The following is a 12,867-nucleotide window of genomic DNA, read 5'->3' on the forward strand; positions in this document are numbered from 1 at the left end:
TTCGCGTCAGGTGTGGCGGGTGGCACCCGCCGACGTGGCGAGGCAGATCGTCGCTGCCATGGCGAGGTTGAGCGACTCGACACGGTCGTGGATGGGCACCCGCACCACGTCGGTGCATTGCGCCCGCAGCTCCTCCGGGAGACCCCATGCCTCGTTGCCCATGACCCAGGCGTGGGGTGTCGACACATCCACATCGGGCAGCAGTGTGGTGCCCACTCCGTCGGCTGCAAGCGTGCGTATGCCGTGTCCGGACAGCGTGTCCAGGGTCGCCTTCGCGTCGAGTCCGGTCACGACCGGCAGGTGGAAGAGCGAACCCACGGTGGACCGAACCACCTTGGGAGACAGCACATCGACGGACCCATCGGTGACGAGCACGGCGTCCGCGCCGAACGCGTCGGCGCCGCGAATGACGGTGCCGGCGTTGCCGGGGTCGCGGACTGCGCTGAGCAGGACGAGGAGTCGCGGGCCCGCCGACAGGACGTCGTCGAGGGTGTGCGTCCGCGCCGAGACGACTGCGAGCAGACCCTGGGGTGACTCCGTGTCGGCCATCGCGGCGAGCACGGCCTCATCGGTCTCGTGCACGTGGATGCCCGCGGCCGACGCCCCTGCGACGAGGTCGTCGTGGCGCTCGGCGGCCGCGGTGGTGACGTAGAGATCGTCAACTCGCTCCGCGGCATACCGGATCGCTTCGCGCACGCCCTGGGGACCGTCGACGACGAAGCGACCGGTCCGCTCACGCACGGAGCGCCGGGAGAGCGATCGCACTGACTTGACCCGATCGGATCGGACGTTGGTCAGCACGGCTCTCCCGGCGCTTCGAATCGGGCGCGGGGCGCCCTGATGTGGATCAGGCGGAAGCCCTGTCCGTCGCCGCGTCCTGCGCGGGAACGTTGGCCTTGGCGACCTCGACGAGGGCAGCGAACGCCGCCGCGTCGTTGACGGCCAGCTCGGCCAGCATGCGACGGTCGACCTCGATCTCGGCAGCCTTGAGGCCCTGGATGAGGCGGTTGTAGGTCATGCCGTTGAGGCGGGCCGCAGCGTTGATGCGCTGGATCCAGAGACGACGGAAGTCACCCTTGCGGGCGCGACGGTCGCGGTAGCTGTAGCCGAGGGAGTGGGTGACCTGCTCCTTGGCCTTGCGGTAGAGACGGCTCCGCTGTCCGCGGTAACCGCTTGCACGCTCGAGGACGACCCGGCGCTTCTTGTGGGCGTTGACCGCCCGCTTCACGCGTGCCACGTGAGTACTCCTTGCTGTTCTTTGAACGTTTCGGGGCCCGGCTCAGATGCCGAGAAGCTTCTTGACCTTCTTGACGTCGGCCTTGGACACGAGAACGTCCTTGCTGAGGGCGCGGGCCTTCTGCGGGGTCTTCTCGTGGAACTTGTGGACGTGACCGGCCTGCTCGCGCATGACCTTGCCGGAACCGGTGACGCGGAAGCGCTTCTTGGTGCCGCTGTGGGTCTTGTTCTTCGGCATGGCTGCCGATCTCCTTCGCTGTTGGTGCTGCTGCTGTGCTGCGGGAAAAACGTGGGGGTCGGCGCCTACTCGGCGGCGACGGCCTCGGACTGCTCTGCCGGCGCCTCGGCGACCGGCGCCTCCTCGGCGGGGGCTGCTGCCGAAGCCTGGGCCGCGTTGGCCGCGTCATCCTTCTTGCGACGCTGCTCGGCGCGGGCCTCGGACTTCTTCTTCGTCGGGGCCAGCACCATGATCATGTTGCGACCGTCCTGCTTGGGGGCCGACTCGACCGTGCCCAGCTCGACGACGTCCTCGGCCAGCTTCTGCAGGAGGCGGAAGCCGAGTTCGGGTCGGGACTGCTCACGACCGCGGAACATGATCGTCACCTTGACCTTGTCACCGCCGTTGAGGAACCGAACGACGTGACCCTTCTTGGTGGCGTAGTCGTGCGGGTCGATCTTCGGACGGAGCTTGATCTCCTTGATGACCGTGTTGACCTGGTTCTTGCGTGCTTCTCGGGCCTTCATGGCGGCTTCGTACTTGTACTTGCCGAAGTCCATGAGCTTGGCGACGGGAGGCTTGGCCATGGGGGCCACCTCGACCAGGTCGAGATCTGCCTCCGCGGCGAGACGCAGGGCGTCCTCGACACGGACGATGCCCACCTGCTCGCCATTGGGGCCAACCAACCGCACTTCCGGAACCCGGATGCGGTCGTTGATGCGAGGCTCGCTGATGTCGAACTCCTTCTGAGCGGAATCAAAGGTCTGGTGCCGGGCCGAACATGAGAAGAGGCTCCTCGCGCTGCACACGAGAAGCCTCACATCCGTCCACGACGACACCACGACAGACCAAGACCTCTGATCTGACGTGGACCGTGTGGAGAAAACCCGGCAACCTTGTGGTCATCGCGGGTGGAAGCGAACTTCACTTGCGCACTGCCTCGCACACCTGGAAGGTGACTGATGCAGCCGGTCCGCAGACAAGGTTAGCAGCGCTCGCCCTCACGACCAATTCGACGTGTGCCGCCCCGCTCTGCCGCCCGCTCGCGCCACCCGTGACGCGCTCAGCCGCCCTTCGGCCTGCGCGCCAGCTTGCGTACGTCGCTCACGTGGTGCTCCTCGCGCGCAGGCCTCCGGTCGGACGCACGTCTCGGGTGACACGTCGCGGGCTCGGTGTACGGGGCTTGTCAGGTGATGCGGAAGGCGAGGCCGTCGATGCGGGCGCGGAGTTCGCCGTCGGTGGCGAGCCGCTCCCCCACGCGGGTGGCGACGGCCTGCACATCGGGGGCCGACAGCCCGGAAGTGAGCTCGAGGGCGATGCCGAGGATTCCCTGGCCGGTGGGCGCGCCCTCTTCGATGCGGTGGCCGAGGACGGCCTCCTCCTCGGAGACGGCACGCTCGACGGCCTTGGCGACGAAGGGGTCCTCGTGCGGTGCGAGCCACTGCCGCTCCTGAGCGAGCGCCCAGACCATCGATGGACGCAGGACGCGGGTCACTGGGCCGGCGATGTCCATGACGATGACGTCGCACTGTTCACTCACGGCGGCCTGGGCCGCACGGGCCGAGGTCACGGGAACCGGGCGGGCCGCCGGGTCCCACGCGGCGATGGCGTCGAGGCTCGTGAAAACAGGCAGCGCGCGTTCGCCATCGGGGGCCACGAGCGTCACGGCCGCCATGTCGGTCTGCTTGTCGACGATGAGGCCGCCCTCGACGGCGGTGTCGATGGGCTCGGCGACGATCGGCACGAGAAGGCGCGCCGACGCGACCGCTTCCATCAGCGTGGTCGCGTCGTCGGACGCGAGCGCCGCGGCGAGCTCGGCGTCTGCCGAGCCGTCATCGCCCTCGAAACCGGTGAAGACGAGGTCGCGGGTCACGGCCGACCCGCGACGTCGAGGGCTTCGGGCAGGGTGATGGTGCCGCGGTAGAGGGCCGACCCGACGATCGCGCCCTCGACACCCTGCTCGACCATGCCGCGCAGTGCCTCGAGGTCGGCGAGGGTGGTGACGCCGCCCGAGGCGATGACCGGGCGGTCAGTGCGGGCACAGACGTCGGCGAGCAGATCGAGGTTGGGACCCTTGAGCATCCCGTCCTTGTTGACGTCGGTGACGACGTAGCGAGCGCACCCCTCTGCGTCGAGTCGCTCGAGCGTCTCCCAGAGGTCGCCTCCCTCCTGCGTCCAACCGCGAGCAGCGAGCGTGGTGCCGCGCACGTCGAGTCCGACCGCGATGCGGTCACCGTGTTCGGCGACCGCCTGCGCGGTCCACTCCGGGTTCTCCAGGGCCGCGGTGCCGAGATTGACCCGGCGGCACCCAGTGGCCAGGGCCCGCTCGAGCGTCTCTGCGTCGCGGATTCCGCCACTCATCTCGACGTCGATGTCGAGCGTCCCGACGATCCGGGCGAGGAGCTCGGCATTGTCGCCCCGACCGAAGGCGGCGTCGAGGTCCACGAGATGCAACCACTCCGCACCCTGCTCCTGCCAACGCAGGGCTGCCTCGACCGGCTCCCCGAACTCGCCGCCGGACCCGGCGACCCCCTGGACGAGTTGGACCGCACGACCTTCCGAGACGTCGACGGCGGGCAGCAGCTGCAGGCGGGGCGTGGTCATGACACCTTCAGGGTTCGGGACGGGTGGATCGATATGAGGCTCAGAGGGAACGGACCCAGTTCTCCAGCAGGGTGAGTCCGGCTTCCCCCGACTTCTCGGGGTGGAACTGGGTCGCCGAGAGCGGCCCGTTCTCGACGGCGGCGACGAACCGCTCGCCGTGCGTGGCGTGGGTGACACGGGGTGCGACGGCCGCGAAGTGGCCGGTGGGTTCGGCCAACGTCCAGGTGCGGACGGCATACGAGTGCACGAAATAGAACCGCTCGGACTCGACACCGGCGAACAGTGCGGAACCGTCCGGCACGTCGACCTCCGTCCATCCCATGTGCGGGACGACCGGGGCCTGCAATCGCTCGACCGTGCCGGGCCACTCCCCCAATCCGGCCTCGACCGAGTCGCTGGGCTCGGTGGACGACTCGAAGAGGGCCTGCATGCCAACGCACACCCCGAGGACCGGACGTCCCCCGGAGAGTCGGACGTCGACGATCCGAGGCGCCTCGGCTGCGCGCATGCCGCGGACACACGCATGGAAGTTGCCGACTCCAGGGAGGAAGAGTCCGTCGGCCTCGAGGGCCCGGGTCCGGTCGGCGGTCAGTTCGACGTGCGCGCCGACGTGTTCGAGGGCACGGACCGCACTGTGCACGTTGCCGCTGCCGTGGTCGAGGACCACGACCGATGGGGTGCTCACGACCCCGTCTCCGCCCGGTGCGCCGCCTCTTCGGCGACGAGCGCATCGAAGGCAGCGATGGACCGAGGACTGGGGTCGATCCGTTCGTGGGACTCGTCGGTCTCACCGAGCAACAGCTCCTCGCCCGGCAGCCCGAGCAGTCGGATCAGGCCGACGAGGACGTCGATCGGCTGACCGTCGGTGTTGGCGAAGTGAGCGGTCACCTCGGCTGCCGAGGTCCGCGTCCGGGCACCGGCGACGTCGACGATGAGTCCGGCCGGCAGGGCCGGAAGTTCCGGGGTGCGTCGCACGCCCTTGCCCGGCTCCCAGACGATCCATCGCTGTTCGAGGCGCCAACCGCGCGCCTGGACGGTGACGACCGCACACCCGTCGATGACGAACAGACCGATCGCAGGTCGGTGCCGGGTCGGCACGCGTCGGGCAGCGAGGATCTCGAGACCGACGTCGTAAGGAGCGGCCGACAGAGCCCGGTCCTCGGCGAGATAGACACCCGTCCACCCCGCGAGCTGCACGACACGAACCGCCACGAGTCCCCGGCGAACCCACCGGGCCGACGCCGCCGCCCCGCCACGGACGAGGACGACGCCGTGTCCGGGTTCAATGCCCTGCTCTGCGGTGGCCACGGCTCAGAGCGCACCCTTGGCGCTCGGGATCCCATCGACGCGTGGATCGCGTGCGATGGCTGCGCGCAATGCGCGGGCGACGGCCTTGAACTGCGCCTCGACGATGTGGTGGGGGTCGCGGCCGCCGAGCACGCGGACGTGCAGGGCGATGCCTGCGTGGAACGCGAAGGACTCGAATACGTGGCGCGTCAGCGACCCGATGTAGTTGCCGCCGATGACGGCGTACTCCTGCCCGGCGGGCTCACCGGAGTGCACGACATAGGGGCGTCCGGCCACGTCGACGACGGCGTGCACGAGCGCCTCGTCCAGGGGCACCGTGGCGTCGCCGAAGCGCGAGATGCCGCTCTTGTCACCGAGTGCTTCACGCAGGGCGTCGCCGAGGACGATCGCCACGTCCTCGACCGTGTGGTGGGCGTCGACGTCGACATCTCCGGTGGCGCGGACCGTCAGGTCGATGAGGGAGTGCTTCGCCAGCGACAGCAGCATGTGGTCGTAGAAACGCACCCCGGTGCTGACGTCACCCTTGCCGGTGCCGTCGAGGTCGAGCGTCAGCTCGACGCTGCTCTCGGAGGTGGAACGCGTCACCGTCGCGGTGCGGTTGCTGGTCACGACTGTCCTTCCAGGTGGTCGTCGCGCAGGTGCTCGGATGGCAGCTCGGCGATGGCGTCGAGGAACGCCGACGTCTCCTCCGGTGTCCCGGCGGTCACTCGAAGATAGTGGGCGATGCCCACATCGCGAACGAGAACCCCCTGCTCGAGCAGGGCCTCCCACGTGGCGTGACTGTCGCGGAGCCCGCCGAAAAGGACGAAGTTCGCGTCGCTGGGCACCGGCGTGAGGCCGAAGCGCGGCAGTGTGTCGACGATGCGGTCGCGCTGCTCCTTGATCACGTCGACGGTCCCGAGCATGGTCTCGGTGTGTCGCAAGGCTGCTCGCGCGATCGCCTGCGCGGGCGACGAGAGGTGGTACGGCATCCGGACGAGGCGCAGGGCATCGACCAGGTCCGGGTCGGCGGCGAGGTAGCCGAGCCGTCCGCCGGCGAAGGCGAATGCCTTGCTCATCGTGCGTGTCACCACGACGCGCGGACGTCCCTCGAGGAGCGTCAGCGCGCTCGGAGTGCCGGGGCGGGCGAACTCCTCGTAGGCCTCGTCGACGACGATCACGGCGCGTGGCGCCGCGTCGTGGACGGCCTCCACGACGTCGAGCCCGAGCGCCGTCCCGGTCGGGTTGTTGGGCGAGCACAGGAAGACGAGGTGCGGGTCGTGCCGGGCGGCCTGCTCGGCTGCCGATTCGGCGGTGAGGTCGAAGACTCCCCCGCCCGCGACCCCGCGCATCCCGTCGACCCATGCGGTTCCGGTCGTCGCGCTGATGATCGGGTGCATCGAGTAGGCAGGGGTGAACCCGAGCGCCGTCCGCTCCGGTCCGCCGAACGCCTGGAGGAGGTGCAGGAGTACCTCGTTCGATCCGTTGCCGGCCCAGATCTGCTCGGGGCTCACCCGTGTTCCGCTGCGCGAGAGGTATGCCGCGAGGTCGCCTCGCAGGTCCGTGAACTCGCGATCGGGGTACCGATTCAGACCCGGGGCCACGGCCGCGACCGCCGCGACGATCTCGTCGACGACGGCCTGCGGGACGGCATACGAATTCTCATTGGTGTTCAGTGCCACGGGCACGTCGAGCTGCGGGGCACCGTAGGCCGTGCGACCCCGAAGGTCCTCACGCAGCAGGTTTTCGATCGTGCTCATGTCAGCTCGGGGAGGCGGGCAATGACTGCCTCACCGTGGGCAGGCAGGTCCTCGGCGCGCGCGAGCGTCACGACGTGACCACCGACCTCACGGAGCGCGGCCTCGCTGTATTCGACGATGTGGATCCCGCGCAGGAAGGACTGGACGGAGAGGCCGCTGGAGTGCGACGCGCACCCGCCGGTCGGAAGCACGTGGTTGGAGCCCGCGCAGTAGTCGCCCAGGCTCACGGGCGACCACGTGCCGACGAAGACCGCGCCGGCGTTGCGCACGCGGGCAGCCACCTCGGCCGCGTCGGCGGTGTGGATCTCGAGGTGCTCGGCCGCGTAGGCGTTGACGACGTCCAGTCCCACGTCGATCGAGTCGACGAGGACGACGGCCGACTGCGGACCGGTCAGGGACTCCGTGACCCGCTCTGAGTGCTTGGTCTCGGCGACCCGACAGACCACGGCATCGCGCACCGCATCGGCGAGCTCGATGCTGTCGGTCACGAGCACGGCGGCCGCCATGGGGTCGTGCTCGGCCTGACTGATGAGGTCGGCAGCGACGTGGTCCGGGTCGGCTCCGGCGTCGGCGAGGATCGCGATCTCGGTCGGCCCGGCCTCGGCGTCGATTCCGATGAGGCCCTTGAGAAGACGCTTGGCGGCCGCGACCCAGATGTTGCCGGGGCCGGTGACGAGGGCGACCGGCTCGAGGCCGTCGCTGCCCTCCCCGCCCTCGAGGCCGTGCGCGAACGCGGCGACGGCCTGGGCGCCACCCATCGCCCAGACCTCCTCGACGCCCAACAGCTCGCAGGCCGCCAGGATCGTCGGGTGGGGCCAGCCGCCGAAGTCCTTCTGGGGAGGACTCGCCACCGCGAGGGAGCCGACTCCCGCCAGCTGGGCCGGAACGACGTTCATGACGACGCTGCTCGGATAGACCGCGCGTCCGCCGGGGACGTAGAGGCCCACCCGGTCGACCGGCACCCAGCGCTCGGTGACGGTTCCTCCGTCGGTGACCGTCGTCGTGGTGTCCGTGCGGCGCTGCTCCGAGTGAACCAGACGGGCGCGGCGAATGGACTCCTCGAGGGCGGAACGCACCTGGGGGTCGAGGTCGGCGAGTGCCCGGCTCATGACGTCGGCCGGGACTCGCAGCGACGTCGGGCGCACGCCGTCGAAGCGCTCCGAGGCGTCGAGGACCGCCTCCGCGCCGCGAGTCGCCACGTCATCGCACACGGGACGGACCACGGCGACGGCCGCCTCGACGTCGAGTTCGGCGCGCGGCAGCGTGCCTCGCAGCTCGCGAAGCGAGGGCGTGCGACCACGAAGGTCGAGAACCGGAATCATGGATCCCAGTTTAGGTAGCGTCCCCGTAGAAGACCTTTTCGGCCGCATGCCGGGCACGACGGGCAACCCGCCGATAGCGGTTGGCGAGTTCCTGCCCCGACCGGGGAGGCAGGCCCATGATGCGGGCCATCCCGTCAGCGTCCCGCAGGTCCGAGGGAACGGAGTCGACCGGGCGGCCGCGCGACAGCAGCCCGGCATTGCGCATCTGGGAGGCGAGGCGCCACGACTCGGCGAGCGCGGTGGCGTCCTCGGCGTCGAGGAGTCCAGCCGCCTCGGCGGCAGCCAGGGCACCGAGGGTGCTCGTCGTCCGCAGTCCCTCATGGGCGTGCGCATGCTGGAGCTGGAGGATCTGGGCACACCACTCGACGTCCGAGAGGCCACCGTGGCCCAGCTTGAAGTGGGCCTTGCGGTCGGCACCCCGCGGCAACCGCTCCGACTCCATCCGGGCCTTGAGGGTGCGGATCTCCCGAATCTGCCCTGCATCGAGGCCCCCCTCGGGCCAGCGCAGGGGGTCGATGAGTTCGAGGAAGTCCGAGCCGAGGTCGCGGTCGCCGGCGACTGGCGCCGCCCGCAGCAGCGCCTGCGACTCCCACACGAGGGACCACCGCTCGTAGTAGGCGCGATAGGACTCCAACGACCGGGTGAGTGGCCCGTTCTTGCCCTCCGGTCGCAGTCCCGCATCGACCTCGAGTCGCGGATCGGGTGCGGCGAGACCGAGCAGGCGAATGAGCTCCTTGACGACCTCGAGGGCCTGCTCCTGAGCGGCTCTACCGTCCACGCCGTCGCGCGGATCGTGCACGAAGAGCACGTCGGCGTCGCTGCCGAAGGCCGCCTCTCCCCCGCCGAGTCGTCCCATGCCGACGACGAGGTGGCGACTCAGGGGAGGCTCCCCCGACTGCGCCTCGACGCCTTCGAGGACGACGTCGAGGGTGACGTCGATGAGCGCGCCGTTGACGTCGGCGAGGGCCCGTCCCAGATCATCCAGCGTGAGGTGTCCGAGGAGCGAGGCGACCGCGAGCCGGAAGAGCTCGGAGCGGCGCACTGCCCGAGCGGCCAGCACCGCCTGCTCGGGCGCGTCCTTGCGTCGCGCCGCGGCGCGCATGCGCCCCTGGACGTCGTCGCGAGAGCGTGGTCGCAGTCCGTTCGTGTCCCCGAGGAACTGCACGGACTCGGGACCCTGCTCGAGCAGTTCTGCGGCGTAGCGACTCCGACCCAGGGTGTGGGCGAGCCGCTCGGCAGCGCTCCCCTCGTCGCGCAGCAAGCGCAGGAACCACGGGGTCGTGCCGAGTTCGTCGCTGATGCGACGGAAGGCGAGCAGCCCAGCATCGGGGTCGGCCTCGTCGGCGAACCAGCCGAGCATGACGGGCAGCAGCTGTCGTTGGATGGCAGCACGCCGGCTCACCCCGTCGGACAGCGCCTCGAGGTGTCGGAGAGCGCCCTTCGGGTCGCGGAAGCCCAGCGCGGCCAGACGCTCGCGGGCCGCCTCGGGCGTGAGCCGCACTTCGTCCGGCCCGAGTCGCGCCACGGCGGAGAGCAGCGGGCGATAGAAGATCCGCTGGTGCAGACGACGCACCTCGCGGGCGGCAGTCCGCCACTGCGCGACGACGGAGTCCTCCGGATCGCGTTGATGACCGAGGGCGCGACCGAGCCGTCGCAGATCGGCCGGAGCGGTCGGCATGAGATGCGTGCGGCGCATGCGGTGCAGCTGGATGCGGTGCTCGAGTGTGCGGAGAAGCCGGTATGCCGTCTCGAGAGTGTGTGCGTCCTCTCGCCCGACGTAGCCCCCCTGGGAGAGGGCGGACAACGCGGTGAGTGTGGTCCCGGAACGCAGGCTCCGGTCGGCCCTACCGTGGACGAGTTGGAGGAGTTGCACGCTGAACTCGACGTCGCGCAGTCCGCCGGGGCCGAGCTTGATCTGACGGTCGGCCTCGCCGGCGGGGACGTTCTCCTCGACCCGACGACGCATGGTCTGGACGTCCTCGACGAAGTTCTCGCGAGAAGCGGCAGACCACACGAAGGGTGCGACGGCCTCGACGTAGGCCCGCCCGAGCGCGCGGTCACCAGCCACCGGTCGAGCCTTGAGAAGGGCCTGGAACTCCCAGGTCTTCGCCCACCGCTCGTAGTAGGAGACGTGGGATTCCAGGGTCCGCACCAGTGGGCCGTTCTTGCCTTCCGGTCGCAACGCAGGGTCCACCTGCCACAGGGCCCCGGCCGCCGTCTGCGTCGAGCAGATCCGGATGAGGCGCGTAGCCAGGTCGGTCGCCACGGCGAGCGCGGCGTCCTCCTCGACGCCCTCGGCGGGTTCGGCCACGAAGATGACGTCGACGTCGCTGATGTAGTTGAGCTCCCGGCCACCCGTCTTGCCCATGCCGATGACGGCGAACCGGCAGGTGTCGGCCTCGTCCCCGACGGCGCTGCGCGCAATGGTCAGGCCGGCCTCGAGCGCCGCCTCTGCGAGATCGGCCAGCGCCGCAGCGGTCTCGGGCAGGCGTGCCTGGGGTTCGGGCCGCGACACGTCCAACGCGGCGATGCCCAGCAGTTGCCGCCGGTACTCGATCCGGAGGGCATCCTCGGGCGAGGTGCCCCCAGCGGGTGAGGTCACGGCTCCGACGAGGAGATCGATCCGTTCCTCCACCTCCAGCGGGAAGGCGTTCGTGACCGCGCTCCAGTGCTCGGGCCGGGCCACGAGGTGATCGCCGAGTGCCGTCGACGCTCCGAGGACGGCGAACAGCCGATCACGGGATCGCCCCGGCTGACTGAGTGCAGTGACCAACTCGGCCCGAACCGGGTCATGGGCCGGGGCCCTGACGGACTCCATGAGGCGTACGAGCGCGAGCAGGGCCTGGTCGGGATCCGCCACTCGGGACAGCGACACGGCCAGGCCCTCGGCCTCGACGCGCTCCCGATCGTGGACGAGGGGCGCCAGGACCGGATCGGCCAGCAGGTCCAGCGCGCGGCGGGAATCGGCAAAGCCGAGGCGGGTCAGATCACCCGGAACGGACGGCATACGGGAAGTCATGAAGCTCCCGGTCAGAGGCGCGGGAGATAACGCTCGAGCTCGAACGCGGTCACCTGACCGCGGTAGTCGGCCCACTCGGCACGCTTGTTGCGCAGGAAGAAGTCGAAGGTGTGCTCGCCGAGCGTCTCCGCGACGAGTTCGCTCTCCTCCATGACCTCGATCGCATCACTGAGGCTCGCCGGGAGCGGCTTGATGCCCATGGCCCGGCGCTCGGAGTCCGTGAGGCCCCAGACGTCGTCCTCGGTCTCGGGCGCGAGCTCGTAACCCTCCTCGATGCCCTTGAGTCCGGCGGCGAGAAGCACCGAGAACGCGAGGTAGGGGTTGCAGGCGCTGTCGATCGACCGGACCTCGACGCGGCTGCTCTGACCCTTGTTGGGCTTGTACATCGGGACGCGGACCATGGCGGAGCGGTTGTTGTGGCCCCACGTGAGATGGGCCGGCGCCTCGCCACCACCCCACAGACGCTTGTAGCTGTTGACCCACTGGTTCGTCACGGCCGTGATCTCGGCCCCGTGGTGCAGAAGCCCAGCGATGAACTGCCGGCCCGTCCTCGAGAGCTGGTAGGGCGCGCCGGCCTCGTAGAACGCGTTGCTGTCGCCGTCGAAGAGCGACATGTGCGTGTGCATGCCCGACCCAGGGTGATCCGCCAGCGGCTTGGGCATGAACGAAGCGAAGATCCCCTGCTCGAGCGCGACCTCCTTGATGACCGTCCGGAACGTCATGATGTTGTCGGCGGTCGAGAGGGCGTCCGCATAGCGCAGGTCGATCTCGTTCTGGCCCGGGGCGCCTTCGTGGTGGCTGAACTCGACGCTGATGCCCATCGACTCGAGCATCGTGATGGCGGCGCGACGGAAGTCCTGTGCGGAACCGTGCGGCACGTGGTCGAAGTAGCCGGCCTGATCGATCGGCGTGGGCTGCTCCCCCGGCTTGGCGCCCTTCTCGAAGAGGAAGAACTCGATCTCGGGGTGGGTGTAGAACGTGAAGCCCTGGTCGGCGGCCTTGGCGAGGGTGCGCTGCAGGACGTGGCGCGGGTCGGCCATGCTCGGGGCACCGTCGGGCAGCGTGATGTCGCAGAACATCCGAGCGGTGCCCGGGTTGTCGCCACGCCACGGCAGGACCTGGAAGGTCGAGGGGTCCGGCTTCGCGAGCATGTCGGCCTCGTAGACCCGGGCGAAGCCCTCGATCACCGAACCGTCGAAGCCGATGCCCTCGGAGAAGGCCCCCTCGAGTTCCGCCGGAGCGACCGCGACGGACTTCAGCGCGCCCAGCACGTCGGTGAACCAGAGACGGACGAAGCGGATGTCCCGCTCCTCGATGGTGCGGAGGACGAACTCCTGCTGACGATCCATGCTCGGCATCCTAGGGGGAGGAAGGGCAAGGGCCCCGGAGCGTCTCGCTCCGGGGCCCTCCCCTTCATGCGGG

At 69.8% G+C, this 12,867-nt stretch carries 13 protein-coding genes; all 13 read right to left on the reverse strand.

Going from position 1 to position 12,867, the window contains the following annotated elements:
• Positions 1-6: 6 nt before the first annotated feature.
• Positions 7-801, reverse strand: a complete 795-nt coding sequence (locus N803_RS00110) for a TrmH family RNA methyltransferase (protein WP_035901525.1) — start codon at positions 799-801, stop codon at positions 7-9.
• A gap of 46 nt (positions 802-847) precedes the next feature.
• Entirely contained in the window at positions 848-1,237 is a 390-nt protein-coding gene (gene rplT / locus N803_RS00115) for a 50S ribosomal protein L20 (RefSeq protein ID WP_035901527.1), read from the reverse strand.
• A gap of 42 nt (positions 1,238-1,279) precedes the next feature.
• Positions 1,280-1,474 (reverse strand): 50S ribosomal protein L35, encoded by a 195-nt coding sequence (gene rpmI, locus N803_RS00120; RefSeq protein WP_009775194.1) that lies wholly within the window; start codon positions 1,472-1,474, stop codon positions 1,280-1,282.
• A 65-nt stretch (positions 1,475-1,539) separates the two neighbouring features.
• A complete protein-coding gene (gene infC / locus N803_RS00125) occupies positions 1,540-2,187 on the reverse strand; it encodes a translation initiation factor IF-3 (protein ID WP_084763941.1) in 648 nt (215 codons plus the stop codon).
• A 452-nt stretch (positions 2,188-2,639) separates the two neighbouring features.
• Complete coding sequence (locus N803_RS00130) at positions 2,640-3,326, reverse strand: SseB family protein (protein WP_035901531.1); 687 nt, start codon at positions 3,324-3,326, stop codon at positions 2,640-2,642.
• Complete coding sequence (gene priA, locus N803_RS00135; RefSeq protein WP_035901533.1) at positions 3,323-4,057, reverse strand: bifunctional 1-(5-phosphoribosyl)-5-((5-phosphoribosylamino)methylideneamino)imidazole-4-carboxamide isomerase/phosphoribosylanthranilate isomerase PriA; 735 nt, start codon at positions 4,055-4,057, stop codon at positions 3,323-3,325. The genes N803_RS00130 and priA overlap by 4 nt, the downstream gene beginning before the upstream one ends.
• Before the next feature lie 40 nt (positions 4,058-4,097).
• Entirely contained in the window at positions 4,098-4,742 is a 645-nt protein-coding gene (gene hisH, locus N803_RS00140) for an imidazole glycerol phosphate synthase subunit HisH (protein ID WP_035901535.1), read from the reverse strand.
• Complete coding sequence (locus N803_RS00145; RefSeq protein ID WP_035901537.1) at positions 4,739-5,365, reverse strand: hypothetical protein; 627 nt, start codon at positions 5,363-5,365, stop codon at positions 4,739-4,741. Before N803_RS00145 ends, hisH begins: the two co-directional genes overlap by 4 nt.
• Before the next feature lie 3 nt (positions 5,366-5,368).
• The gene (hisB, locus tag N803_RS00150; RefSeq protein ID WP_035901539.1) at positions 5,369-5,974 is read right to left on the reverse strand and encodes an imidazoleglycerol-phosphate dehydratase HisB; all 606 of its coding nucleotides are present in this window, start codon (positions 5,972-5,974) and stop codon (positions 5,369-5,371) included.
• Positions 5,971-7,104 (reverse strand): histidinol-phosphate transaminase, encoded by a 1,134-nt coding sequence (locus N803_RS00155; protein WP_035901541.1) that lies wholly within the window; start codon positions 7,102-7,104, stop codon positions 5,971-5,973. Before N803_RS00155 ends, hisB begins: the two co-directional genes overlap by 4 nt.
• On the reverse strand, positions 7,101-8,426 hold the full coding sequence (gene hisD, locus N803_RS00160) for a histidinol dehydrogenase (RefSeq protein WP_035901543.1): 1,326 nt from the start codon (positions 8,424-8,426) through the stop codon (positions 7,101-7,103). The genes N803_RS00155 and hisD overlap by 4 nt, the downstream gene beginning before the upstream one ends.
• A 10-nt stretch (positions 8,427-8,436) precedes the next feature.
• Positions 8,437-11,433: a bifunctional [glutamine synthetase] adenylyltransferase/[glutamine synthetase]-adenylyl-L-tyrosine phosphorylase gene (locus N803_RS00165; RefSeq protein WP_084763881.1), complete on the reverse strand. Its 2,997-nt coding sequence runs from the start codon at positions 11,431-11,433 to the stop codon at positions 8,437-8,439.
• A 23-nt stretch (positions 11,434-11,456) separates the two neighbouring features.
• Positions 11,457-12,794: a type I glutamate--ammonia ligase gene (gene glnA, locus N803_RS00170; protein ID WP_035901548.1), complete on the reverse strand. Its 1,338-nt coding sequence runs from the start codon at positions 12,792-12,794 to the stop codon at positions 11,457-11,459.
• Positions 12,795-12,867: the final 73 nt, after the last annotated feature.

The sequence above is a fragment of the Knoellia subterranea KCTC 19937 genome, from assembly GCF_000768685.1.
Lineage (GTDB): Bacteria > Actinomycetota > Actinomycetes > Actinomycetales > Dermatophilaceae > Knoellia > Knoellia subterranea.